The organism is Mesorhizobium sp. M0923, assembly GCF_040319365.1.
GTDB lineage: Bacteria > Pseudomonadota > Alphaproteobacteria > Rhizobiales > Rhizobiaceae > Mesorhizobium.
In genome coordinates, this window is the sequence record NZ_JAMYNW010000004.1 from 111,532 (window position 1) to 136,330 (window position 24,799).

Annotated in this window: 18 protein-coding genes; 8 read left to right on the forward strand and 10 right to left on the reverse strand. The window is 63.3% G+C overall.

The window, feature by feature from the left end:
• Positions 1-205: 205 nt before the first annotated feature.
• The gene (locus NKH89_RS08610) at positions 206-667 is read right to left on the reverse strand and encodes a MerR family transcriptional regulator (protein ID WP_023719513.1); all 462 of its coding nucleotides are present in this window, start codon (positions 665-667) and stop codon (positions 206-208) included.
• A gap of 550 nt (positions 668-1,217) precedes the next feature.
• Between NKH89_RS08610 and NKH89_RS08615 the strand changes: the two genes are divergently transcribed.
• From NKH89_RS08615 to NKH89_RS08630, 4 genes are all read left to right on the forward strand, one after another.
• Positions 1,218-5,072: a peptidoglycan-binding protein gene (locus tag NKH89_RS08615; RefSeq protein WP_352549131.1), complete on the forward strand. Its 3,855-nt coding sequence runs from the start codon at positions 1,218-1,220 to the stop codon at positions 5,070-5,072.
• A 191-nt stretch (positions 5,073-5,263) separates the two neighbouring features.
• Positions 5,264-6,187: a sulfite exporter TauE/SafE family protein gene (locus NKH89_RS08620; protein ID WP_023719515.1), complete on the forward strand. Its 924-nt coding sequence runs from the start codon at positions 5,264-5,266 to the stop codon at positions 6,185-6,187.
• Positions 6,187-6,978, forward strand: coding sequence for a TIGR02186 family protein (locus NKH89_RS08625; protein ID WP_023719516.1), 792 nt, complete (start codon positions 6,187-6,189; stop codon positions 6,976-6,978). The genes NKH89_RS08620 and NKH89_RS08625 overlap by 1 nt, the downstream gene beginning before the upstream one ends.
• Positions 6,979-7,085: 107 nt before the next feature.
• The gene (locus NKH89_RS08630) at positions 7,086-8,342 is read left to right on the forward strand and encodes an Hsp70 family protein (RefSeq protein ID WP_352846957.1); all 1,257 of its coding nucleotides are present in this window, start codon (positions 7,086-7,088) and stop codon (positions 8,340-8,342) included.
• Between the two features lie 5 nt (positions 8,343-8,347).
• On the opposite strand, the gene NKH89_RS08635 is transcribed toward NKH89_RS08630, so the two are convergent.
• Positions 8,348-9,250, reverse strand: coding sequence for a LysR substrate-binding domain-containing protein (locus NKH89_RS08635; protein WP_023719518.1), 903 nt, complete (start codon positions 9,248-9,250; stop codon positions 8,348-8,350).
• Between the two features lie 280 nt (positions 9,251-9,530).
• Here NKH89_RS08635 and NKH89_RS08640 point away from each other — a divergent pair, with 280 nt between their 5' ends.
• The 3 genes from NKH89_RS08640 to NKH89_RS08650 are packed head-to-tail and all read left to right on the forward strand — an operon-like array spanning position 9,531 to position 14,139.
• Positions 9,531-12,461 carry a molybdopterin oxidoreductase family protein gene (locus NKH89_RS08640; protein WP_352908599.1) on the forward strand — a complete coding sequence of 977 codons (2,931 nt, stop codon included), beginning with the start codon at positions 9,531-9,533 and terminating at the stop codon, positions 12,459-12,461.
• On the forward strand, positions 12,458-13,192 hold the full coding sequence (locus NKH89_RS08645) for a 4Fe-4S dicluster domain-containing protein (RefSeq protein WP_352483223.1): 735 nt from the start codon (positions 12,458-12,460) through the stop codon (positions 13,190-13,192). The genes NKH89_RS08640 and NKH89_RS08645 overlap by 4 nt, the downstream gene beginning before the upstream one ends.
• An 11-nt stretch (positions 13,193-13,203) precedes the next feature.
• Positions 13,204-14,139 carry a dimethyl sulfoxide reductase anchor subunit family protein gene (locus tag NKH89_RS08650; RefSeq protein WP_352908600.1) on the forward strand — a complete coding sequence of 312 codons (936 nt, stop codon included), beginning with the start codon at positions 13,204-13,206 and terminating at the stop codon, positions 14,137-14,139.
• Positions 14,140-14,167: 28 nt separating this feature from the next.
• Here NKH89_RS08650 and pdeM read toward each other — a convergent pair whose 3' ends face one another.
• From pdeM to NKH89_RS08675, 5 genes are all read right to left on the reverse strand, one after another.
• Positions 14,168-14,866, reverse strand: a complete 699-nt coding sequence (pdeM, locus tag NKH89_RS08655) for a ligase-associated DNA damage response endonuclease PdeM (protein WP_502896879.1) — start codon at positions 14,864-14,866, stop codon at positions 14,168-14,170.
• A gap of 14 nt (positions 14,867-14,880) precedes the next feature.
• Positions 14,881-17,403 carry a ligase-associated DNA damage response DEXH box helicase gene (locus tag NKH89_RS08660; protein WP_352908602.1) on the reverse strand — a complete coding sequence of 841 codons (2,523 nt, stop codon included), beginning with the start codon at positions 17,401-17,403 and terminating at the stop codon, positions 14,881-14,883.
• Positions 17,404-17,470: 67 nt separating this feature from the next.
• Positions 17,471-18,331 (reverse strand): C40 family peptidase, encoded by an 861-nt coding sequence (locus NKH89_RS08665; protein ID WP_352908603.1) that lies wholly within the window; start codon positions 18,329-18,331, stop codon positions 17,471-17,473.
• Positions 18,332-18,361: 30 nt separating this feature from the next.
• The gene (locus NKH89_RS08670) at positions 18,362-18,712 is read right to left on the reverse strand and encodes a MarR family winged helix-turn-helix transcriptional regulator (RefSeq protein WP_023719526.1); all 351 of its coding nucleotides are present in this window, start codon (positions 18,710-18,712) and stop codon (positions 18,362-18,364) included.
• Positions 18,713-18,781: 69 nt separating this feature from the next.
• On the reverse strand, positions 18,782-20,149 hold the full coding sequence (locus NKH89_RS08675) for a leucyl aminopeptidase family protein (protein WP_352716700.1): 1,368 nt from the start codon (positions 20,147-20,149) through the stop codon (positions 18,782-18,784).
• Between the two features lie 122 nt (positions 20,150-20,271).
• On the opposite strand from NKH89_RS08675, the gene NKH89_RS08680 reads away from it, so the two are divergent.
• Positions 20,272-21,093 (forward strand): tetratricopeptide repeat protein, encoded by an 822-nt coding sequence (locus NKH89_RS08680; protein ID WP_023719528.1) that lies wholly within the window; start codon positions 20,272-20,274, stop codon positions 21,091-21,093.
• Positions 21,094-21,209: 116 nt separating this feature from the next.
• On the opposite strand, the gene NKH89_RS08685 is transcribed toward NKH89_RS08680, so the two are convergent.
• From NKH89_RS08685 to NKH89_RS08695, 3 genes are read right to left on the reverse strand one after another with little or no spacing between them, the layout of a single operon-like run.
• Complete coding sequence (locus NKH89_RS08685) at positions 21,210-22,226, reverse strand: type II secretion system F family protein (protein ID WP_352483228.1); 1,017 nt, start codon at positions 22,224-22,226, stop codon at positions 21,210-21,212.
• Between the two features lie 11 nt (positions 22,227-22,237).
• Positions 22,238-23,251 (reverse strand): type II secretion system F family protein, encoded by a 1,014-nt coding sequence (locus NKH89_RS08690; protein ID WP_023719530.1) that lies wholly within the window; start codon positions 23,249-23,251, stop codon positions 22,238-22,240.
• A 29-nt stretch (positions 23,252-23,280) separates the two neighbouring features.
• Positions 23,281-24,789 carry a TadA family conjugal transfer-associated ATPase gene (locus NKH89_RS08695; RefSeq protein ID WP_023719531.1) on the reverse strand — a complete coding sequence of 503 codons (1,509 nt, stop codon included), beginning with the start codon at positions 24,787-24,789 and terminating at the stop codon, positions 23,281-23,283.
• Positions 24,790-24,799 lie beyond the last annotated feature (10 nt).

Below are 24,799 nucleotides of genomic sequence, written 5' to 3' on the forward strand. Positions count from 1 at the left end.
AATCAGCCTCAGCATATGAGGATGGCAGACGGACCAACGTTGCGGTCGAGATAACAAATATTGACGTTTGCGTAAACGTCAATTCTGCGATGGGGCAAATTTTCTCCCGCGCGCCAAGACGGCAAACGGCGAAGGACGGTAACGACGAAGAACCGCGCGGCGAAAGCCGCGCGGTTCTCATTCGTCAGAAATCGGCAGGTTTAGTTTAGCTCGCCACGCTGGCCTGCGGCGCCGAGCGCTCGATCAGCATTTGCCGGACGGTCGACATCGAGGCACTCAGTTCGCTGATGGCGTCATCGATCAACGCCCGCTGCTTCTGCAGGCGGGCAAGCTGCTTCTCCGACTTGTCGAGCGCCAACCGCAACTGCTTGGTGTTGGAGCCGTTCGGATCGTAGAGGTCCATCATCTGCTTGACGTCACGCAGCGAGAACCCGACCTTGCGGCCGAGCAAGATCAGTTTCAGCCGGGCCCTGTCGCGGCGTGTATAGAGACGGGTTGAGCCGTCACGCTGCGGGTTGAGTAGACCCTTGTCCTCATAGAAACGCAGCGTGCGCAGCGTCACTCCGTATTTCTTGGCCATTTCGCCGATGCGGACAAGCTCTTCACCGGCTTCGCTCGACATATCGTTGGTATTGGCCGCGGCTTGGCCGGGCGAAATAAGTTTCATGGTCACTGGCTTTCCCCGTCTGGTGGCGTCGCGGTCGCGGACCTTGCGTCGCCTGAGTGAAAGCGGGGGCGTGCTTCCACTCGTGGTTTCAACAAACAAATCGCAAACGGCGTAATCCGCTCGTTTACGTTTACGTCAATGCTATATCGATAGCCGCCTTACGACGCAAGAGCGTTCTGGGCTTGGAACTTTATGCCGCAGCGCCGGTGGATAACCTAAAAGTCGTGGCCGATTTCGGGAGCGATCATGCGGCTGATCAAAATTCTACAGCGTCTTTTGTGCGTCCAAAAAGACACCCGGCGCCGTCCGCAGCCAGTCGACAAAGTTGCAACTTCTTAAGCTTGGTTAACGCGTTGTTTACCACGTTGGGGCGAAATGTGCGCATGTCGGTTACCCGTGTTTATCCTGTATTGAATTTTTCACGGTTTTTCGGAGCGCGGGTAAGACCCGGGAAGCTCGTCTTCCACTGCAACAAGCCAAGCAGTCGCGTTCGTCCCGGCAGGACTTTGGGAACCTGGTGAAAGCCAGCAATTCTGAAACGGGCGCATTGATGAACAGCAAGCGGTCCTACCTCGATACACTCAACGCCGGCAGGCAGCGCAGGCCGCACACGACGCTTGAAGAGCTCAACCGTTCCCTGGAAACGCTGGAGCAGCGACTGGAGCGGACGCGCGAGGAGACTGCAAGCCATCCCGGTCCACGCCGACCAGCGGCAGAACCGCGCTATCCTAGTGCCCAACCCTATGGCCAGCAGCGCCGGTACGAGGACCCACGCGACGCGCAGCGGCCGAAAGGTCCAGCGGCGGCCGTCGACCAGAACTACCAGGCGATCGCCCGCGATATCGACCGGGTGCGCGGCCAGGAGGACGGCGTCGCCCTAGCCGGCAAGATCGCTGGCGAATTGCGCGGCCTGCGCGAAGAGCTTCGCCAGCAGATGACCTCCGGCCTGCAACGCGAGTTCGACGCACTGCGCAAGAATATCGAGCGAGCCTACCAGTCAAATGGCGGCGGCAAGGGCAGCGCCGAACTCGGCGTCGAATTCGAGCGGCTTTCCGGCGCCATCCAGACGCTGGCCGAAAAAAGCGACGACAGAAGCGTCAATATGTTGCGGCTCGAGCTTGAGCAGGTCAAGGCAGCTCTCGATACGCTGGCGCGCGACGAGAGCGTGCAGGCAGTGGGCCGCCGCTGGGACGATTTCGACCGCCGCTGGAGCGCCTTCGAGGACCGCGTCGACGCCGATCAGCGCAAGCGCTCCGACGCGCCCGGCCTGTCGGCGCTGACCGAGCGGCTCGAACAGATCAGCAATGCCGTCAGCAATCTGCCGGAATCGCTGTCGCTGCGCTCGCTGGAGGAAAAGGTCCGCATGCTTGCCGGAGCGGTCGACCATTTCGCCCGCCAGCAGGACAATCGCGGCAGCGACACATTCAGTCAGATCGACGAGCGGCTCGACGAGATTTCCCGCGCGATCGTCGCCTCGACGGTTGCCGCGCAAGCCAATTCGTTCGACCCCGAGCCCTTCGAACGCATCGAGAAGCGGATCGATTCACTGGCCCAGCAAATCGAAGAAGTGTCGCAGGATCGTCCGGGCCGGGAGGTCATCGACCGTCTCAACACATTGTCGAGCCGCGTGGATGAGCTGGCCGGCCGAGCCAATCTGCCGGAACAAGCTATGGAGCGCCTTGCCAGGCAAGTCGCGCTTATCGCCGACAAGATCGACCATGCACCTGCCATGCCCGACGCCGACTACATCTTCCAGGGGCTCGAGCAGCGCTTCGATGTGCTGTCCAGCATGATGGAACGTCGCCAGGGCGACGCCATCGAACAAGGCAACATGCTGTTTCGCGACCTTGAGCGCCGGTTGGACGAAGTCGCCGACAGGCTGGATCAGCGCATGCCGCAGGTCGACAGCGCCGGCATCATGGATGCCATCGACGCCCGCTTCACCGCGCTGGCCAAGCGGATGGAGACGCGCGTTCCAGATCCCGCCAGCGAGGCGGCGATCCGCGGCCTGGAGAGCCGGCTCGAAGACATTTCAAGCCGGCTGGATTCGTCCGCGGCACAGGTCGCCAGCATCGACCCGGCGTTGATCCGCAGCCTCGAAGCGCAGGTCGCGGGCCTGACGGCGCATCTTTCCAAGCCCGGCACGCCGCTGCCGGAATTCGACGACATCAGCCCGCGCCTCAACGAGATCGAGAAGTCGCTGGCCGGAACCCGCGATTCCATCCTCGGCGCGGCGCGCGAGGCGGCCGAGAGCGCCGTCCGCTCGCTGGCCGGATCAAGCGCCAACACGGCGGCCGTTACCGGCCTCGCCCAGGACCTGAAGACGCTCGAGGCGCTGACGCGCCGTTCGGACGAGCGCAATTCAAGGACGTTCGAGGCTATCCACGACACGCTGCTCAAGATTGTTGACAGGCTAGGTTCACTGGAGACCGGCGAACCGGCAAGCGCAGAGTTGAGCAAACGCTTCGGCCGGGCATCCAAGATCTCGGTGCAGGACGCACCGTCGATGGACATCGACCAGCCGCTGCCGTTAACGGGCAACATGGCCGATCTGGACGGTCGCACCGCGGCGCTCGTGCGCGACGAGCCAGGTCCGCGTACGCCGGCCGAGGCGGCCGCGGCAGCCGCCCTGGCGGCCCTCGGTTCAGACACGACGCATGAAAAAACCGAGCACGGCGGCGGCAGGAAATCGATGTTAGGCGGGCTGGCGCGCGCCTTGAAGGGCAAGAAGGAGGCCGAGATGCCGCCGCTTGCCGGCTCGGCGTCGAGCGTCGAAATACCGAGCGTCGATCTGGACGAGCCGCTCGACCCCAAGGTCGCCAATCGGCCATTGGAACCCGGCTCCGGCGCCCCCGACCTCAGCGCCATCATGAAACGTGTGCGCGACGAGCGCGGGCAGCCGGCCCGCGAAGGCGGCGCCGAAGCGGCGAAATCGGACTTCATCGCGGCAGCCAGACGGGCTGCGCAAGCGGCGGCCGCCGAGGCGGACGCCCTTAAGCGCCAGTCGACGATGAAAGGCCCGGTCAAGGCGCTCAGGATAGGCGACCTGCTCAAGGCGCGGCGCAAGCCGATCCTGATGGGGGCAATTGCCATCATGCTGGCGCTTGCCGGCCTGCAACTGGGCAAAGCCTTCTTCTCCGATCCGGTCGAAGTCGCCAACAATGACGCGGCGCCGGCTGTGGCCGCACAGCCGGTGGAGACTGCATTGGCCAGCGTTGCCAGCGAACCGAAGGCGGACGCGCAGACGGCAGCGCAGGATAGCGCGCCGTCCTCCATCGTCAGGCAGGCAGAGCCGTCCGCAGCGACGACCAAGGACGACACGGCGGCGCAAACCGGCCCCGCCACACCGGCAACCGAGGCATCGACAGCCCCCGCGGCAGCCCCTGACATGGCGGCGCCAGACGCCACGGCCGCAGTGCCCGCACCGGCAGCGGCGACGGCCAGCGACGCCGAGCCAATGGCTGCCGCGCCTGCTACCACCACAGCTGCGACGCAGGACACGACGGGCACGGTGCCGCCGGCAGATGCTGCCGCGGCAAGCGTTGCCAAGATCGAGGTTCCGGCCGGTGTCGGTCCGGCCGCCCTGCGCGATGCAGCGGCCGGCGGCGACGCCAAGGCACTGTTCGAGATCGGCTCGCGCTACGCCGAGTCGCGCGGCGTCAAGGAAGACATGGCAGCGGCGGCCAAATGGTACGAGAAAGCTGCCGATCTCGGTTTCGCACCGGCAGAATACCGCATCGGCAATTTCTACGAGAAGGGCATCGGCGTCGCACGCGACATCAAAAAAGCGAAGACCTGGTACCAGCTTGCCGCAGAGCAGGGCAACGCCAGCGCCATGCACAATCTGGCCGTGCTGTTTGCGATGGCGGCGGATGGCGTGACCGACAATGAATCGGCAGCGCGCTGGTTCCAGGCGGCGGCGGACCTCGGCGTCAAGGACAGCCAGTTCAATCTCGGCATCCTTGCGGCGAAGGGCGTCGGCATGAAGCAGAACCTCGAGGAGAGCTACAAATGGTTCGCGCTCGTCGCCAAGACCGGCGACAAGGATGCGGCGGCCAAGCGCGACGAGATCGCCAAAGCCCTGAGACCCGAGCAGCTGGAGCGTACGCGTGCCGCGGCCGAGCTGTGGAAGGCCAAGCCGCTCGATCCAGCCGCCAATTCGGCCGACATTCCTGAATCGTGGCAGGACGGCACACCGCAGACGACGGCCGGCATCGACATGAAGAAAGCGGTCCAGAACATCCAGCGCATCCTCAACAAGAACGGCTACGAGGCCGGCAATCCCGACGGCATGATGGGCCGGAAAACCAAGAACGCGATCATGGCCTTCCAGACCGACAACGACATGAAGGCAACCGGCGCGATCGACGAAAAGCTGGTCAAGGCGTTGCTCGCGCGCAAATAACGGCGGATGCGTCGTTTCCGCGACGCCCTTGCCACAGATTTGCCTGTTAACTGATTGAGTTGTTTTTTGTTTCGGCGGTGCGACGAAGTTTGACTTCACCGCCCGGCCGGCGCAAGAACGAGATAGCCTTCTGACGCAAAATGCCCGCAACGGTTGCATTCGCCAGGAGGCAAACTGATCGAGACTGACGGGTGGGCATCTATCTCCCGATCGCGGAAATTTCCGTTAACGTCTTCGTGCTGCTGGCCATGGGCGCAGCGGTGGGTTTCCTGTCGGGCATGTTCGGCGTGGGCGGCGGCTTTCTCATCACGCCGCTGCTGATCTTCTACAACATACCGCCCGCGATTGCGGTCGCCACCGGCGCCAACCAGGTCATCGCTTCCTCCTTCTCCGGCGCCCTGTCGCACATGAAGCGCGGCACGCTCGACTTCAAGCTCGGCGGCGTGCTTTTGGCCGGCGGCATCGTCGGCTCGACCGGCGGCATCTATGTCTTTGCGTTCCTGCGCCGACTCGGCCAGCTCGATCTGTTCATCTCGCTGCTCTACGTCGTGCTGCTCGGCACTGTCGGCGGGCTGATGCTGGTCGAGAGTATCAATGCGCTGCGCGTCACCCGCAGCGGCGCCGCACCGGTGTTGAAGAAATCCGGCCAGCACAACTGGATCCACCGCCTGCCGCTGAAGATGCGGTTCAGGGCCTCGAAGCTCTTCGTCAGCGTCATTCCGGTGCTTGGGCTGGGCGCGGCGATTGGCTTCCTATCGTCGATCATGGGCGTCGGCGGCGGCTTCATCATGGTGCCGGCCCTGATCTACCTTTTGAAAGTGCCGACCAACGTCGTCATCGGCACCTCGCTGTTCCAGATCATCTTCACCTCGGCTTACACCACGCTGGTCCACGCCACCACCAACCAGACGGTCGACGTCATGCTCGCCTTCCTGTTGATGGCAGGCGGCGTCGCCGGCGCACAATATGGCGCCAAGGCCGGTCAGAGGCTGCGGGGCGAACAACTCAGGGCGCTGCTGGCGCTGCTTGTGCTGGCGGTCGCCATCCGGCTCGCCATCGATCTTTTCGTCACGCCTCCCAATCTCTATTCGCTGTCCGGCGTGGGCCTGAGCTGATGGCTGGCTTGAGGACGCTCGCGGCCGCCGCCTTGCTGTCGCTGCTGGCCGCGGCGTCAGCGGCGAAGGCACAGACGCCACTAACCGAAAACATCCAGATCGGCCTTTCCACCGACAATGTCTCGATTACCGCCGGCTTTTCCGGCGCCGACCTGACCATCTTCGGATCGCTGGAAAATGCCGATCCGCTTGTCGCACGGCAAGGGCGCTACGACGTGATCGTTGTGCTGGAAGGCCCGGCCCGACCGGTCGTCGTGCGCCGCAAGGACCGGGTGCTCGGCGTCTGGGTCAATCTGGAGTCGGAGACCTTCGAAAACGTACCTGTCTCCTATTCTGTGGCGACGACGCGGCCGCTGCAGGACGTCACCGATCCGAACAGCTACAAGCAGCTGTCGCTTGGCGCCTCCAACCTCTATTTGCAGCCGGCCGACGCCGAGGACAGCCCGGCGACAATCGAGGAGTTCACCGCCGCGCTGCGCGAGCGCAAGGCGGCAACAGGCCTCTACAGCGAGAATGTCGGCGGTGTGCAGTTCCTGTCGCAGAACCTGTTCCGCGCCACCGTCAGGCTCGCTCCCAACGTTCCGGTCGGCACCCACAAGGCGCGCGCCTTCCTGTTCAAGAGCGGCCTGTTCATCAAGGAAAGCTCCGCCCAGCTCGAAATCCGCAAGTCCGGTTTCGAACAGTCGATCTTCCGCGTCGCCCACGACTACTCCTTCCTCTACGGTGTCTTTGCCGTATCGCTGGCCATGCTGACAGGCTGGCTCGGAAGACTGGTCTTCAGGAAAGACTGAACTCTCGTAAAAGTGGTTTCCCTTTCCGAGGGTATGGGCTAGACCGCGATCCCCGGTCCGACCGGGCACGAGCTGCTGCTCCCCAAATCAGAATATAGGAACGCACGATGCGACCAGCATTTGCCGGTATCGACTTCGGCACTTCGAATTCCACCGTGAGCGTGGTCAGGAACGGGCAGCCGCGGCTGGTGGCCTTGGAAGACGGCCAAGTCACTCTGCCCAGTGCGGTGTTCTTCAATTTCGAGGACAACCGCACCTATTTCGGGCGACGCGCCATCGCCAACTATACGGACAGTATCGAAGGCCGCCTGATGCGCTCGCTGAAGAGCGTTCTCGGCAGCTCGCTCGCTCACGAAAAGACGCGCATCAAGGCGCGCTCGATCGGCTTCATGGAAATTGTCAGCCTATTTGTCGGCCACCTGAAAAAGAAGCTCGAAGAAAACGCCCTCGACACAGTCGAAAGCGTCGTAATCGGACGGCCGGTACAGTTCGTAGACGACGACGCCGGGGCCGACGCCGAGGCCGAGCACGAACTCGAAAATGCCGCTCGCGCTCAGGGCTTCAAGCACATCGCCTTCCAATTCGAGCCGATCGCGGCGGCACTCGACTACGAACAGAAGGTGACGCGCGAGGAACTGGCGCTGATCATCGACATGGGCGGCGGCACGTCCGATTTCTCGATCGTGCGGGTCTCGCCCGAGCGCGCCCGCTCGCTCGACCGCAAGGACGACATCCTGGCCAGCCGCGGCATCCACATCGGCGGCACCGACTTCGATCGGCTGCTGAGCATCGCCCTTGTGATGCCTCAGCTCGGCTATCTGACGTCGACTAAGGATGGCAAGCGCAATCTGCCGGCGAGCTACTTCATCGACCTGGCGACATGGCAGCGCATCAACCTGGTCTATACCGCAAGGGCGATGACGCATCTTCGCCAGATCCGCTACGAGGCAGAGCGCGCAGACCTGGTCGACCGCTTCATCCACATCGTCGAGCATCGTTACGGCCACGCGCTGGCGGCGCTGGTCGAAAGGGCCAAGATCGAGCTGACGGATCGATCGTCGGCCGGTATCGAGGTCGCGCTACCGGAGGTGAGGTTCACGGCAGAGATCACGCGCGAAGGTCTCGAAGCCACTATCGCTCGGGATATTGAGCGCGTTGCAGGTACCGTCGAGCAGACCGTCCGCGACGCGCAGGTGAAGCCCTCCGACATCACGGCGGTGTTCCTGACCGGCGGATCGACCGCGATCCCGCTGGCCAGGCAGCAGATCCTGGCTCTGGTGCCGCAGGCATCGGTTATCGAAGGCGATGTGTTCGGCTCAGTCGGGCTTGGGCTGGCGCTCGACGCACAGCGGAAGTTCGCCTGATCGGCTTAAAGCGGCGCGGCTCTCTCAGCTTTGCCGCCGAGATGCGCCTTGAGCGCCATCTGGGCCAGGCTTGGCTGCCGGTCGCGATGCGTGATCATGGCAAATTCGCGCTTCGGCAGATCGATCGGCACGGAACGCAGACTGCCTTCGGCGACCGCGCGCGCGACGACGAGTTCCGAAATGATGCTGGCGCCGGCGCCGGCCTCGACCGCCTGGCGAATAGCCTCATTGCTCGGCAATACCAGGAATATCTGTAGGTCCGCGAACGAAATCCCGTCGCGTCGGGCAAGGTCCTCCAGCGCCTCGCGCGTGCCCGACCCGCCTTCGCGAATGATCCAGCGAAGCCCGCCAAGGTCGGGATGCCCAGGCGAAACTTCCGCGATCTCAGGGTGCGAGCGCGCCACGACCAGCATCATGCGATCGATATCGACCTTGGCACGCCGCAAAATGTCGGATTCGGTGCGCCCCTCGACCAGGCCAAAATCGGCTGCGCCATCAAGTACATTGGTCTCGACCTGCCTGGTGTTGCCAATGCTCACGCTCAGCCTGACGGCAGGATAGGCTTCGTGGAAAGAAGCGAGCCGGCGCGGCAGCCAATAGCTGGCGATGGTCTGGCTGGCAGCGATCGAGAGACTGCCTGATATCGTCTGCGAGACATGCTCCAGCACGTTGTGGGCGGCCGCCGCCCGCTCGAGAACCGCCTTGGCCTCCGGCAGGAACCGGCGTCCGGTCTCGGCGAGCTCGATATTGCGGCCCACTCGGTTGAACAACTGCACGCCGTGCTGCTGTTCGAGCGAGCGGATGGCGGCGGACGCGGCCGACTGTGAAATGCCTAACAAGTCGGCCGCTTTGGTCATGTGCGCCCGTTCGGCGACGGCGACGAAGATCCGCAATTGGTCCAGAGTCATGCCAGCATTAAGAAGCAAATCCGATTGGAATTACAAGAGCAAGTTGTTAGACAGATTGATTGCTTTGTTCTAAATTTTAGCCCGAAATTGGAAAAAAGTCGCGCCAGAACAGTCGAGGGTAGAAATTGGTGAGGCTGTTCAAATCCGTGTTTACGCACTGGACCCGCAGCCTGCGGTGGCGGCTCGTCGGTGAACGCTATCGGCCGGAACAGCATTACATGCGCGGCCCAGGCCCGAAGACGAGAGCCAAGGCCGCGGAACGCAACAACATCGCCGGATCATGACCAACAAACCGCTGCGCGGCGCCAACTCAGCACCATCCCAACGGCCGCTTGCCGATACGCGCGCGCCCGCCGAAGGCGACGGCGTCGATACTTCGCCTGATGTCTCCGACAGCATCGCCAAGACCACCTGCTATATGTGCGCCTGCCGCTGCGGCATCGACGTCCACATCAAGGACGGCAAAGTCCGCTACATCAACGGCAACAAGGACCATCCGGTCAACCGTGGCGTGCTGTGCGGCAAGGGCAGCGCCGGCATCATGCAGCACTACAGCCCGGCTCGGCTGAAGAAGCCGCTGCTGCGCACCGGCCCGCGCGGCTCGGGTGAGTTCCGCGAGATCGAGTGGGAGGAAGCTTTGTCGATCGCGACGAAGCGGCTTTCGAATATCCGCCGAACCGATCCGAAGAAACTCGCCTTGTTCACCGGGCGCGACCAGTCGCAATCGCTGACCGGCTGGTGGGCGAGCCAGTTCGGCACACCGAACTTTGCCGCCCATGGCGGCTTCTGCTCGGTCAATATGGCGGCCGGCGGCCTCTACACGATCGGCGGCTCGTTCTGGGAGTTCGGCGAGCCCGACTGGGACAACACCAAATACTTCATGCTGTTCGGGGTTGCCGAGGATCATGATTCCAATCCGATCAAGATCGGTCTCGGCAAGCTCAAGGCACTCGGCGCCAAGGTGGTCTCGATCAATCCCTGCCGCACCGGCTACAACGCGATTGCCGACGACTGGATCGGCATCCGGCCCGGTACCGACGGCCTGTTCGTGTTTGCGCTCGTCCACGAATTGCTTAAGGCCGGCCGTGTCGATCTCGACTACCTCTTGCGCTACACCAACGCCCATCTTCTCGTCATTCAAGAGCCTGGTGCTGCCGATGATGGGCTGTTCATGCGCGACGGCGACGGCAATCCGCTGGCTTGGGACAGGGTGGCAAAGATGCCAGTCAATGCCAGTGACGCCGACGCGAAGCCCGCACTGACCGGCAGCTTTCTCGTCGACGGCCGCCGTTGCGTGCCGGTCTTCCAACTCGTCGCCGACCGCTATCTGGATGAGAGCTATTCACCCGAGGCGGTCACTGACCGGTGCGGCATCTCCGCCGATACCATCCGCAGGATCGCCGCCGAACTCGCTCATGTCGCCTTCGAACAGCAAATCGAATTGCCGGTGGCGTGGACGGACTGGGCCGGCCGCCGGCACGAGACCATCAAGGGCCGACCGGTGTCGATGCATGCGATGCGCGGCATCTCGGCCCATTCGAACGGTTTTCACTCTTGCCGCGCCATTCATCTGCTTCAGGTGCTTCTCGGCACGGTGGACGTGCCGGGCGGCTTTCGCTTCAAACCGCCTTATCCACGGTCTGCACCGCCGGGTCCGAAGCCAGCCGGCAAGAATGTGAAGCCGATGACGCCGCTCGAGGGCATGCCGCTCGGTTTCGTCTGCGGACCGGGGGACCTGCTGATCGACGAAGGCGGCAAACCGATCCGTATCGACAAGGCCTACTCCTGGGATGCGCCGCTGGCCGCACACGGGCTCATGCACACGGTTATCCGTAACGCCTGGGCCGGCGATCCCTACACGATCGACACTCTGTTCATGTACATGTCCAACATGGCTTGGAACTCGTCGATGAATACCGTCGAGACGATGGCCATGCTGACCGATATTGATGCGTCGGGTGAGTACACGATCCCGTTCATCATCTATTCCGACGCTTATTATTCCGAGACCGTACCTTTTGCCGATCTGGTGCTGCCGGACACGACCTATCTCGAGCGTCATGACTGTATCAGTTTGCTCGATCGGCCGATCAGCCACGCCGACGGGCCGGGCGACGCCATCCGCCATCCCGTCGTCGAGCCGGATCGCGACGTCAGGCCGTTCCAGACGGTGCTGATCGAACTCGGCGCGCGGCTCAGCCTGCCCGGCTTCGTCGACGACGATGGTTCCGCCAAATACCGCGACTATCCCGACTACATCGTCAATCACGAGCGCACGCCAGGTGTCGGTCCGCTCGCCGGCTGGCGCGGCAAGGACGGGGCCTCGGTCGGCAAGGGCGACGTCAATCCCGACCAGTTGCAGCGCTACATCGATAATGGCGGCTTCTGGCACCAGGATTTCGCCGCCGATCAGCGCTACTACAAGATGGCCAACCGCTCCTATCTCGAATTCGCCGAGAGCATGGGCTTCATCCCGAAGGCCGAGCCGATCGTCTTCCAACTCTATTCCGAGCCGATGCAGCGCTTTCGCCTTGCGGCGCGCGGCCATGGCGGGGTGCTGCCGCCGGAGGCGGAGCGCAGCCGTATCGAGACCTATATGGATCCGCTGCCGTTCTGGTACGCGCCCTTCGAAGAGGCTGCAGTCGATAGCCAAGCCTATCCGCTCCACGCGCTGACGCAGCGGCCGATGCACATGTACCATTCCTGGGGCGCGCAGAATGCGTGGCTAAGGCAGATCACCAGCCAGAACCGGCTGTTCGTGCACAATCGGACCGCCGCCAGCCTCGGGCTTGTCGATGACGACTGGGTGTGGATCGAGAGCATCAACGGCAAGGTCAAGGGGCAGATCAGCCTGATCGACGGCGTCAACGCCGATACGGTGTGGACCTGGAACGCGATCGGCAAACGGCGCGGCAGCTGGGGGCTCAAGGATGACGCGGCCGAATCCAATCGCGGCTTCCTGCTCAACCACATCATCGGCGACCAGACCTCTGCCGATGCGAATGGCAAACGCTATTCGAATTCCGATCCTGTCACCGGCCAGGCGGCATGGTTCGACCTGCGCGTGCGCATCGTCAAATGCGCGGCCGAGGAAGCTGGCTTCACCGAGCCGCAATTCGAGCGGTTCCGGCAGCCGCCACACTTCGAGCCCTCGCCCGACAAGCTCAGTTTCGGCGCCGAATTCCGTCGGGAGAGAGAAGCTGCCGAATGACTTGCCTTCCCGCCCACACCGACAAAAAGCTCGGCCTGGTCATCGACCTCGACACCTGCGTTGGTTGCCAGGCCTGCGTCACCGCCTGCAAGGAATGGAACACCGGCGGCCATATGGCGCCGCTAACCGACATCGACCCCTATGGCGGCAATGTCGACGGCGTCTGGTTCAACCGCGTGCACAGTTATGAGCACATGACCGAGATGGGTGGGCGCACGGTCAATTTCCCGCGCTCCTGCCTGCACTGCGAGACACCGGCGTGCGTCACGGTCTGCCCGACCGGCGCCTCCTACAAACGGGCGTCGGATGGCATCGTGCTGGTCGACGAGGACAAATGCATCGGCTGTAAATTGTGCAGCTGGGCCTGCCCCTACGGCGCGCGCGAATTCGACACGGATGTCGGCGTGATGAAGAAATGTACGCTGTGCGTCGACCGCATCTATAACGACAATCTGGCGGAGGAAGACCGCGTGCCGGCCTGCGTTGCCGCCTGCCCGACCAGCGCGCGGCATTTCGGCGATCTGGGCGATCCGGCATCGGCTATCTCGCAACTGGTGGCGGAGCGCGGCGGTGTCGACCTGATGCCGGAGATGGGCTACAGGCCGACCAACAAATATCTGCCGCCACGCGCCCACACCACCCGCGCCGCATCGGTGCCGGCACAGGCGCTCCAGCCGGTGCGAGCCGAAGGCGGTTTCCTTGGCTGGGTCGACCGCATGCTTTCGAACTGACCCGCGCCTTCATGCATCCAGCCTTCTCCGTCGTCTTTTTCACCACCGCCACGGGCGCCGGTTACGGCCTGCTCGCGCTGCTTGGCGTGTTGGCCGGACAGGGCTTTATCCCGCCCGATTTCTGGCTTGGCCTCACCGGCATGGGGCTGTCGCTCGGCCTGATCTCGGCAGGCCTGCTGTCCTCGGCCGGCCATCTCGGCCGGCCCGAACGCGCCTGGCGTGCCTTCTCGCAATGGCGTAGCTCATGGCTGTCGCGCGAAGGCGTTGCCTCGGTCGCCACCTTCGTGCCGGCGGGACTGTTCGGTATTGGCTGGGTGGTCCTCGGCCGTACGAGCGGCTGGGTGGCTGTCGCCGGGCTGCTGGCTGCCATCGGCGCGGTCGCAACCGTCTGCACCACCGGCATGATCTACGCGTCGTTGAAGCCGATCGCCCAATGGCACAGCCGCTTCACCCTGCCCGGCTATCTGATCTTTTCGGCGATGACCGGCAGCGTACTGCTCAACGCCCTGCTGCAGGGATTTGCGGCAGGCTCGAATATGCTTCTGGCGGCTGCCCTGTTGCTGACCGTGCTCGGCTGGGGTTTGAAGCTGGCGACCTGGCGACACAATGATAGGCTGGAGATCCCGACCAATGCCAACACCGCAACCGGGCTTTCCGGCGGCACGGTGCGGTCGATGGAATGGCCGCATACCGAGGAAAACTATCTGCTCAAGGAAATGGGCTTTCGCATCGCACGCAAGCACAGCGCAAAGCTGCGGCTGATCACCCAGGCTCTGGCCTTTGCCTTGCCCGCTTTGCTGCTGATTGCGGCGTTTGCCTTGCCGTGGCCCTTTGCGGCGGCACTGTCGATACTCGCAGCAATCACCCAACTCGCCGGCATGCTGGTGGAGCGCTGGCTGTTCTTCGCCGAGGCCAAGCACACTGTTACCCTCTATTACGGACGATAGGGCAGCCTATTACGGACGATAGGGCAGCTCAGCCCGGCCTGAGCATCGAGTGGGAAATCGCGAAGATGCGCTCACTGCCAAGCATATAGGCCATCAGCGTTTCGCGGCGAAACAGCCCGGCATAGGCGCGGTCAAGCAGATTGAGCGAACCGGTGTAGGCGCCGAAGGCCGGCATGATCATGCGGCCGCCATCGCCGGCAAAGCAGCGCCGCCGCACCGAACGGCCTTGCTGGACGATGCGGGCGCAAGGATGCAGATGGCCTGATATCTCGCCCTCCACCCTTACCGCCGAAGGCTCGTGCCGGAAGAGCAGAGAGCCGATGGCCAGCTCGCGCACGGTGTCGCCCGGCAGGTCGGCCGGTGCTTCCGGGTCATGATTGCCGGCGACCCAGAACCAGTCGCGCCCAACCATCAGCCCTTCCAGCCTGTCGCGGAAGCTTGCGTGCATGCGCGCGGCGCCGCCGCCATCGTGAAAACTGTCGCCCAGGCTGATGACGATCGCAGGCTGATAATCGGCAATCACCGTCTGCAGCCGGAGCAGCGTGGCGCCGGTATCGTAAGGCGGAACCAGCGTGCCGCGCCTGGCCAGTGAGGAGCCTTTTTCCAGATGCAGGTCGGATACGGCCAGAAGCCGGAATTCGGGAAAATAGAGCACGCCGCGGCGGTCGCAGATCGCGCGTTCGCCAGCGATACGGACGGCGCCCGTATCCGCCAGAGTCGCAGCCATTGCCAGCGCCACAGTCATTTCGTCCCCATGGCCTCCTTGACCAGCGTGGCTGCATCCATCAGCAGCGTCTCATCGGCCTCGCCGTGCACCGGCATCTTGCCGATCTCAAGCATGATCGGCACGGCGAGCGGCGATATCTGCTCGAGATTCTTATGCATGATTCGACCCTGGACGCGCGAGAGCATCTCGGCAAGTCTGCTGACATCCAGCAGACCGGTCGCGGCATCGGCCCGCGTCGCCTGCAAAAGGATGTGGTCGGGCTCATGGCTGCGCAGCACGTCGTAGATGAGGTCGGTCGACACGGTCACCTGGCGGCCGCTCTTCTCCTGGCCCGGGTGGCGTTTCTCGATCAATCCCGAGATCAGCGCGCAATTGCGAAAGGTGCGCTTCAACAGCCAGCTGCCGGCGAGCCAGGCTTCGAGGTCGTCGCCCAGCATATCTTGATCGAAGAGCGCAGCCAGCGACGGTTTCTTCGCCCTGAACATGTGACCCATATCGGCCAGCGACCATATGGCAAGCGCATAATCGGTGGCGACGAAGCCGAGCGGCCTGGCTCCCGCCCTGTCGAGGCGGCGGGTCAGCAGCATGCCCAGCGTCTGGTGCGCCAGCCTGCCCTCGAACGGATAGGCCACCAGGTAGTAGCGGTTGCCGCGCGGAAAGGTCTCGATCAGCAGATCGTCGCGTTTCGGCAGCACCGACTTGTCGGCCTGGAAACGTAGCCAGTCGGCGACCTGCTCCGGCAGCTTCTTCCAGCGCTGCGGATCGTCCAGCATGGCGCGCACCTGTTCGGCTAGGTACGTCGAAAGTGGGAATTTGCCGCCGCCATAGTACGGCACCTTGGCGTCGCTGCCCGGCGCGTTCGAGACGAAGCACTCACTCTCGCGGATGCCCTCGAAGCGCAGCACCTTGCCGGCGAACATGAAGGTGTCGCCGTGCGTCAGCGTTTCGAGGAACGCCTCCTCGATCTTGCCAAGAACCCGACCGCCACGCGAAGCCGCGCCTCTGCTGCCGGCCTGGACGTAGCGCACGTTGAGCGCCGGCACTTCAATGATGGTGCCGACATTCAGCCGGTATTGCTGAGCGACGCGAGGATTGGACACCCGCCACAGCCCGTCCTTGTTGAGACGAATACGGGCGTAGCGTTCGTAGTTCTTCAGCGCATAGCCGCCGGTGGCGACGAAATCGATGACGCGATCGAATGTCGGCCGGTCGAGATCGGCATAGGGTGCTGCCGTTCGCACTTCCTCGAACAGCGCATCGGCCTGGAACGGCGCACCGCAGGCGCAGCCCAGCACGTGCTGCGCCAGCACGTCGAGCCCGCCATTGACCAGCGGCGGCGTATCCTGGGCGCCCAGATAATTGGCGTCGAGCGCCGCCCTGCATTCCAGCACCTCGAAGCGATTGGCCGGGATCAGGATCGCCTTCGACGGCTCGTCCATACGGTGGTTGGCCCGACCGATGCGCTGTGCCAGCCGGCTGGCACCTTTCGGCGCGCCGACATGGACGACCAGGTCGACGTCGCCCCAGTCGATGCCGAGGTCGAGCGTCGAGGTGGCGACGATGGCACGCAAGGCGTTCTCGCCCATCGCTTTCTCGACGCGCCGGCGCTGGGCGACGTCGAGCGAGCCATGGTGTAGCGCGATCGGCAAGGTGTCCTCGTTGACCCGCCACAACTCCTGGAACAGCAGCTCCGCCTGGCTGCGCGTGTTGACGAACAGCAGGGTTGTCTTGTGGCGCTTGATCTCGTTGTAGATCTCCGGCGTTGCGTAGCGGGCCGAATGTCCCGCCCACGGCACGCGCTCCTCCGAATCGAGAATGGAGATCTCGGGCTTGGCGCCGCCAATGACAACGATCAGTTCGGCCATCGGCCCCGGTGGATTCTGGCTGACCAGCCAGCGCCGCAATTCGTCGGGCTCGGCGACCGTCGCCGACAGGCCGATCATCTGCAGGGCGGGCACAAACGAGCGCAGCCGGGCCAGGCCAAGCGACAGGAGGTGCCCACGCTTCGAGGTCACCAGCGAATGCAGTTCGTCGAGTACGACATAGCGCAGGTCCTCGAAGAAGCGCCTGGCGTCGGGCGCGGCAATCAGCAACGCCAATTGCTCGGGCGTGGTCAGCAGAATGTCGGGCGGCGCCAGCTTCTGCCGCTGGCGCTTGTGTGCGGGCGTATCGCCGGTGCGCGTCTCGACAGTAACCGGCAGCCCGATCTCTTCGACGGGTTTGCCGAGATTGCGCTCGATGTCGACGGCCAGCGCCTTCAACGGCGAGATGTACAGCGTGTGGATGCCGCGATGCGCCTGCCCTGGCCTTCTCCTTGGCCGGCCGGCCAGTTCGGTCAGCGATGGCAAGAACCCGGCCAGCGTCTTGCCGGCGCCGGTCGGGGCGATCAGCAATACCGACTGCCCGCCCTGAGCCTTGGCCAGCAATTCGATCTGATGGGCGCGCGGCGACCAGCCTTTTTCCGCAAACCATTTGACGAATGGCTCGGGCAGGACGACGGCGGCTTTCTGTTCGGCAAGGCGCGGCTGCTCTGTCACGCGTCAGAGGTAGCGCGGCGGCGCGCGATCGCCAAGCAGAATCAGAACAAAAGGTGATCGATTCGCGTTACGGCCGGCGAAACCCCGTCGGACGGCCATAGAGATAGCCGATACGGGCGATCGCTTCGCTCAGTCCTTCACGCGATACCAGCATGGTGTGGCCATTGGCGTGGATTATCGTCTCGGCGTCGGTCATGATAGCGACGTGGCCTTTCCAGAACACCAGGTCGCCGCGCTGAAGCCCGGAAAAGTCCGGCCCCGGAACGAGCGGCTCGCCGATGGTTGCCGCCTGCATGTCGGAATCGCGCAGCACCTGCCTGCCGGCCATGCGCATCGCCAATTGCACGAGACCGGAACAGTCGATGCCGAAGCCCGAGGCGCCGCCCCACAAATAAGGCGTGCCGAGAAAGCTCTCGGCAACAGCAACGTAGTCGGCGGCCGCCTCGGCGACAGGCCTGAGATGACCCGAGATGACCGCTTGACCGGACGGCAACAGCGCATAATGCGTGCCGCGTGTTTCGGCTGAGCCCGTCACCGTCACCAATGATCCCATCGACAATTGCCCGCTCACCGGAAAGCGCAAGTCGGGTCCTGGATAGAGAAAGGTGCGCGGCACCGAAACGATATGGGTCGGCGCATGGTCCCGAGCGCCCAACGCCGTGTCGGCGACATAGCCGACATAGCCGTCGCATTCGCCCTGGATCCAGGCCCAGCCTTCTGCGTCCTCGAAGACGAGAATGTCATCGCCGAACAGAAGCTGTGTGTTGACACCGGCATTCGGCCGTGGCGCCTTGCGGATGTCGGCCACGGAAGCGGTGATGCGAGCCGGCCGGCCGGCGACGAACCGGTCGGCGGCGACCTCGCCTCTCAGCCTGGCATCGGCGAGATCGGAGCGGAAGGCATGGAGGCGGGCATCCCTGGCGGTCAAATCGGCAACTCGTTCAAATGGACAATTTGGTCAAATCGGCAGCTCTTGGGCTCTGGCAATGATAACATCGCCGAAGCGTTCGACAAAGAGCGCACCTTCGACTGTGCGCCTGACCAGCACGTTGCGCTTGTCGAGCTCGTCGCGGTGGCGCGACACCAACTTCAGCGCCCCCATCGTGTCGAGCGCACGGGTGATCACCGGCTTGGTGACATTGAGGCGGGCAGCCAGACCGCGCACCGTGTGCGGCGGCGGATCGAGATAGATGGTGAACAGGATCGCCGTCTGGCGCATGGTGAGATCGGGTGCGTCGTCGCGCACCTGCGACAGCACCACCTGCTGCCACAGTCGCAAGGCCTGACTTGGACGCATGATAATCGACATCCGTCCAGCATGACGGAAAATTGTTTCGGTTCCGTTTCAGTCAACACCTTCGTCGGCTATGCCGAGACATCATCCGCCGAAGCGGTTCGAAATGACACGCTCCAGCGCCCGGATGCCTTGCGCCTCGCCGCCGGCAAGGCCGTGCGGGCGGTCCGACGGGTTCCAGGCGAAGATGTCGAAATGCGCCCAGCTGGCGGTCTTTTGGACGAAGCGCTTCAGGAATAGCGCCGCGGTGATCGAGCCGGCGAGACCATCCGACGTGACGTTGTTGATATCGGCAATTTTCGACGCCAGCTTGGCGTCATAGGGCTTCCACAACGGCATGCGCCATAGCGGATCCTCGACCGCAATGGAGGCGTCCGCCAGCTCGGATGCAAGCGCCTCGTCACCGGTGTAGAAGGGCGGCAGGTCGGGGCCGAGCGCAACACGGGCAGCGCCTGTCAGTGTTGCCATATCGACCAGCATCTGCGGCTCCTCGGCGTCGGCCAAGGCTAAGGCGTCGGCGAGGACCAGCCGCCCTTCAGCGTCGGTGTTGCCGATTTCGACGGTGATGCCTTTGCGGCTCACCAGCACATCGCCTGGACGGAAGGCGTTGCCGGCTATCGAATTCTCGACAGCGGGGATGAGCACGCGCAGCCGGACCTTCAGCCCGGCGGCCATGATCATGGAAGCGAGGCCCAGCACGTTGGCAGCGCCGCCCATGTCCTTCTTCATCAAAAGCATGCCCGAGGACGGCTTGATGTCGAGGCCGCCTGTGTCGAAGCAGACGCCCTTGCCGACCAGCGTTATCTTGGGGGCATTCTTCGGCCCCCAAATCATGTCGATCAGGCGCGGCGCGTCGGCCGAAGCGCGACCGACGGCATGAATCATCGGAAAGTTGGCGGCGAGAAGATCGTCGCCCTTGGTCACCGATATTTCAGCCTTGTGCGTCGCGGCCAAGGTCCGGGCGGCATTCTCCAGCTGGCCGGGACCCATATCGCTGGTCGGCGTGTTGACCAGGTCGCGTGCCAGGAAAACGCCATCGGCGATGCGTCTGACGCGAGCGGCGTCGGCGCCGGACGGCAGCGCGAAGCGAAGCGTCCTGCCGGGCTTCTTGCCATAGCGGGTGAAGACATAGCCGCCGAGTGCCAGCGCGAGTGCCGTAAGCTCCGGCTTGGCCGGTGCGGACGCAAGACGCCACTCGCCTTCGGGCAAGGCTCTCGCCAGTGCCCCGACGGCCATTGCACCCTCGTCGTCGCCGGTGCCGAACAGGGCTCCGGCAATCGCGCCGTTGTCGCCAGGCACAACCAGCGTCCTGCCGGCCTCGCCAGAAAAGCCGTTGGCCTTGGCCCAGGCGACTGAGGATGGCTCAAGGCCCGCCGCCGCCTGCGCATCCTTCGCCACCAGACGGACCGGCAGCGCATTGCTCAATTTTTTCTCGACGAGTTCAACAGGCATTCGCTGGTCTCCGGCTTCTGAGTCGGCATTTCTTAACTCTCCGTTAGGGTTAACAGAATATTTCTGCGGGAGGGAAGATGACCACGCAAATGGTCACGCGCATGAACGGAGCCCTGGTGCCGATGCCGACCGACCGCAGGATGAACGCCAGCGCAAATAGGCTGATCACCACGGCGTTGATGATGGTGCTTGCCGCAAGCGTCGCTGGCTGCGGAACCAGCAAATTGACGACTGGCTCGATTTCTCGCCCAAGCGGCAAGCCGCTGGAAACAATGTCGGCGGGCGAACTGCACAACGCCACGATGGCGCTCGGGCAGTCCTACTCGAAAAGCCCCAACGACAAGCGGATCGCGACAAACTATGCCGCGGCGTTGCAGATGGACGGTGACGCCGACCAGTCGCTTGCGGTGATGCGCAAGCTGGCGATTGCCTTGCCGAAGGACCGCGACGTGCTCGCCGCCTATGGCAAGGCGCTTGCCGCCAACGGACAGTTCGAGCCGGCTCTCGATGCCGTGCGCCGCGCCCAGACGCCCGAATATCCTGACTGGAAACTTGTATCGGCGGAAGCTGCCATTCTCGACCAGCTCGGCCAAAAGGACGAGGCGCGTCAAGACTATCGCAAAGCGCTGGACCTCAAGCCGAACGAACCGTCGATCCTTTCCAATCTCGGCATGTCGTATGTGCTGGAAGGCGATTTGCGCACGGCCGAAACCTATATGCGCTCGGCCGCCCAGCAGCCGAATGCCGACAGTCGCGTCCGCCAGAACCTGGCGCTGGTCGTCGGTCTGCAAGGACGTTTCGACGAGGCCGAGAAGATCGCCTCACAAGAGCTGTCGCCGGAACAGGCGCAGGCCAACGTCGCTTACCTTCGCCAGATGCTGGCGCAGCAGAATGCCTGGAGCCAGCTCAAGGAGCAGGACAAGGCAAAGCCTGCCACCAACTGACCGCTTCGAGCGCCGAACCGGCGCGAGAATTCCGCAACACGTCAAACGCAAGGAGCCGCGCGACACCCGCAGCGCGGCTTTGAATCGTAGCAGCGTTTGTGGCGACGCCGCTTGGGCTACTGGCTGCTCGATTTCGGCTGGTCGCCAAAGATGCCGCGCTGACTCACCTGGATGCCGGCGGGACCCAGAATGATGGCGAACAGCACCGGCAGGAAGAACAGGATCATCGGCACGGTAAGCTTCGGCGGCAGCGCGGCCGCCTTCTTCTCGGCGGCATTCATGCGCATGTCGCGGCTCTCAGCGGCAAGCACGCGCAGCGCATGCGCCACGGGCGTACCGTAGCGCTCGGCCTGAACCAACGCCTGGGACACCGACCTGACGGATTCGAGGCCAGTGCGGCTTGCAAGGTTCTCGTACGCCTGCTTGCGCTCCTGCAGATAGGAAAGTTCGGCATTGGTCAGGATGAATTCTTCCGCCAATGCCACCGATTGCGCGCCGATCTCATCGGCGACCTTGCGAAGCGCTGCTTCCACCGACATGCCGGACTCGACGCATATCAGCAACAGGTCGAGCGCGTCCGGCCACGCCATCTGAATCGACTGCTTGCGCTTGGTCGCACGGTTGTTGACGTAGAGCACCGGCGCGTAGAACCCCGCATAGGCAACCACGATGCAGACGAACAGCTTCACGAAAAGCGGCTGCTCGGGCAGTCCTCCAAGCACGAACAGATATATGGCCGCCAATGCAAAGCCGATGAAGGGCAGGACGAGGCGGAAAAAAAGGAAGCGCGTCAGCGGATTTTGGCCGCGAAAACCCGCCACTTTCAATTTCTGCAAGGTACCTTCGTCCGCCAGCGCACGCCTGAGATCCAGGCGATCGACAATATTGCGCATGCCGACCGACTGCTCTTCGCGCAGGCCCTTGCGGCGGCGGTCGGCTTCGACTGCCAGCCGCGCGCGCTGTTTGGCGCGCAGCTCATCGCGCTCCAGCGCCACGGATTTCATGCGCGCCTTGAGCTGGTTCCCGCCAAAGGCGGGCAGCAGCGTGAAGACCGTCGCAAACACCGCGATGCCGACCAGCAGTGCGATCAGCAGGGACGGGTCGGTGAGAGTTCTGATGACGTGATCGGTCATACGCGCGAATCCTAGACTTCGAAGTTCATCATCTTGCGCATTACCAGGATACCCATCGACATCCAGACGCCGGAACAACCGAGGATCAGATGGCCGGTGCTGGTGGTAAAGAGGGGCATGATGTAGTTCGGGCTCGTCAGATAGACGAGAAAGGCAACGACGAAAGGCAGCGCGCCGATGATCACGGCGGATGCCTTGGCTTCCATAGACAACGCCTGGACCTTGGCCTTCATTTTCTTGCGGTCGCGAAGCACGCGCGAAAGATTGCCCAGCGCTTCGGAAAGATTGCCGCCGGCCTGAGACTGGATCTGGATGACGATGCCGAAGAAGCTCGCCTCGGTGCACGGCATCGTTTCGGGCATGCGCATGGCCGCGTCGGGGATCGACAAACCCATTTGCTGCGAATCGACGATGCGGCGGAACTCGGTCTTGACCGGCTCGGGGGATTCATTGGCGATCAGGCGCACGGCGTCGTTCAGCGGCAGGCCGGATTTTACTGCACGCACGATGATGTCGAGCGCGTTCGGAAATTCGTTGAGAAACGCCTTGACGCGGCGTGCGCGGCGAAACGAGACGAACCAGCGCGGCAGACCCAAGACACCGACCAGCAGCGCAGCCGGCAAGACCAGCAGCGGTGCGCCGATGAAATAGACCAAAGCCGTCAAGACGACGCCGCAGACCGCCGAATAGACATAGAAGCGCTCAATCGAGACCTTCATGCCGGCCTGGCGGATTTGGATCTTCAGCGGTGGTTTCTTGACCAGGCTCTGGTTGGACTTTTGCTTTTGGTCGAGATCCTTCAGCGAATCCTGGACGGATTTGCGACGCTTGGCCGCTTCCGCCACGCGATCGCGCGAAGCCTTGACGACGGAACGATCCGTCTCGGCGGTCTTGATCGATTCAAGCCGCTTGCCGACCTGCTTCTCGGTGCTGATCCGATTGAACAGGAAAGCATAGGCCACTGCGCCGGCGCTGAAGCCGGCGAGCACGACGAATGCCAATACGGTGCTGTCAATCCCGAACATCGACCCTGGCCCCCACGCTTCCAGACGGATCAGTCAGCGCGTTTCTCCATCGCCTCGAGTGCAACGGCTAGGCGCTGCTCCTCGCCATAGTAGCGGGCGCGCTCCCAGAAATGCGGACGGCCGATGCCGGTCGACACGTGCTCGCCCAGCAACCTGCCGTTCGCATCCTCGCCCTTGATGTTATAGAGAACGATGTCCTGGGTGATGATGACGTCGCCTTCCATGCCGATCACCTCGGTGATGTGGGTGATGCGCCGCGATCCGTCGCGCAGGCGTGCAGCCTGTATGATCACGTCGACGGAGCCGACGACAATTTCGCGTACGGTTTTTTGCGGCAGCGTGTAGCCGCCCATGGCGATCATTGACTCTATACGGTTGAGGCATTCGCGCGGGCTATTCGAGTGGATCGTTCCCATCGAGCCGTCATGGCCGGTGTTCATCGCCTGCAATAGGTCGAACACTTCGGGTCCACGCACCTCGCCGACGATGATGCGCTCGGGCCGCATGCGCAGACAGTTCTTGACCAGGTCGCGCATGGTCACTTCGCCCTCACCTTCAAGGTTGGGCGGACGTGTTTCGAGACGCACCACATGTGGCTGCTGCAATTGCAGCTCAGCCGAGTCCTCGCACGTAATGACGCGTTCCTCGCGGTCGATATAGTTGGTCAGGCAATTGAGCAGCGTCGTCTTGCCGGAGCCGGTACCGCCCGAAATGACAATGTTGCAACGGACGCGGCCGATGATCTTGAGAATCTCGGCGCCTTGCGGCGAAATCGAGCCGAACTTGACCAGCTGGTCGAGCGTCAGCTTGTCCTTCTTGAACTTGCGGATGGTAAGGGCGGTGCCGTCGATGGCCAAGGGCGGTGCGATGACGTTGACACGGGAGCCATCAGGAAGACGCGCATCGCAGATTGGGCTTGATTCATCGACGCGGCGGCCAACCTGGCTGACGATACGCTGGCAGATGTTGAGGAGCTGCTGGTTGTCGCGGAAACGGATGCCGGTCTGCTCGACCTTGCCGTTGACCTCGATGTAGACGTTCTTGGAGCCATTGACCATGATGTCGGCAATATCGTCGCGGGCAAGCAGTGGCTCCAGCGGCCCGTAGCCCAAGACGTCGTTGCAGATATCCTCGAGAAGCTCTTCCTGCTCGGCGATGGACATCGCGAAGTTCTTGATCGCGATGATGTCGTTGACGATGTCGCGGATTTCCTCGCGCGCGCTTTCGGGATCGAGCTTGGCGAGCTGCGACAGATCGATCGTGTCGATGAGTGCGGAGAAGACCTGGCTTTTGGTGTCGTAATAGCTCTCGCTGCGCTCACGCTGAATCCTTTTCGGCTCCGGCGCCAATGGCGGCGGCTCGACCGCACGGCGAACCGCCGGCCCTGCAGGCGCGCCGGATGGCGGCAGCGCCCCGGGCCTGGCAGCTACCGCCGCTTCCACAGGGTTCGCGGCCGCCGGCGCGGCAGGTGCGGGTGCTGGCTGACGGAATTCCGGGATGGTCCGGTTGCCGTCGTCGCTGCCTCTTTTACCAAACATGATTGCTTAC

What these genes read in the sequence shown, in the direction of transcription:
- NKH89_RS08610 (WP_023719513.1), bottom strand. Translation starts at nt 667, where the DNA reads ATGAAACTTATTTCGCCCGGCCAAGCCGCGGCCAATACCAACGATATG.
- NKH89_RS08615 (WP_352549131.1), top strand. Translation starts at nt 1,218, where the DNA reads ATGAACAGCAAGCGGTCCTACCTCGATACACTCAACGCCGGCAGGCAG.
- NKH89_RS08625 (WP_023719516.1), top strand. Translation starts at nt 6,187, where the DNA reads ATGGCTGGCTTGAGGACGCTCGCGGCCGCCGCCTTGCTGTCGCTGCTG.
- NKH89_RS08630 (WP_352846957.1), top strand. Translation starts at nt 7,086, where the DNA reads ATGCGACCAGCATTTGCCGGTATCGACTTCGGCACTTCGAATTCCACC.
- NKH89_RS08635 (WP_023719518.1), bottom strand. Translation starts at nt 9,250, where the DNA reads ATGACTCTGGACCAATTGCGGATCTTCGTCGCCGTCGCCGAACGGGCG.
- NKH89_RS08640 (WP_352908599.1), top strand. Translation starts at nt 9,531, where the DNA reads ATGACCAACAAACCGCTGCGCGGCGCCAACTCAGCACCATCCCAACGG.
- NKH89_RS08645 (WP_352483223.1), top strand. Translation starts at nt 12,458, where the DNA reads ATGACTTGCCTTCCCGCCCACACCGACAAAAAGCTCGGCCTGGTCATC.
- NKH89_RS08650 (WP_352908600.1), top strand. Translation starts at nt 13,204, where the DNA reads ATGCATCCAGCCTTCTCCGTCGTCTTTTTCACCACCGCCACGGGCGCC.
- pdeM (WP_502896879.1), bottom strand. Translation starts at nt 14,866, where the DNA reads ATGGCTGCGACTCTGGCGGATACGGGCGCCGTCCGTATCGCTGGCGAA.
- NKH89_RS08670 (WP_023719526.1), bottom strand. Translation starts at nt 18,712, where the DNA reads ATGTCGATTATCATGCGTCCAAGTCAGGCCTTGCGACTGTGGCAGCAG.
- NKH89_RS08675 (WP_352716700.1), bottom strand. Translation starts at nt 20,149, where the DNA reads ATGCCTGTTGAACTCGTCGAGAAAAAATTGAGCAATGCGCTGCCGGTC.
- NKH89_RS08680 (WP_023719528.1), top strand. Translation starts at nt 20,272, where the DNA reads ATGCCGACCGACCGCAGGATGAACGCCAGCGCAAATAGGCTGATCACC.
- NKH89_RS08685 (WP_352483228.1), bottom strand. Translation starts at nt 22,226, where the DNA reads ATGACCGATCACGTCATCAGAACTCTCACCGACCCGTCCCTGCTGATC.
- NKH89_RS08690 (WP_023719530.1), bottom strand. Translation starts at nt 23,251, where the DNA reads ATGTTCGGGATTGACAGCACCGTATTGGCATTCGTCGTGCTCGCCGGC.
- NKH89_RS08695 (WP_023719531.1), bottom strand. Translation starts at nt 24,789, where the DNA reads ATGTTTGGTAAAAGAGGCAGCGACGACGGCAACCGGACCATCCCGGAA.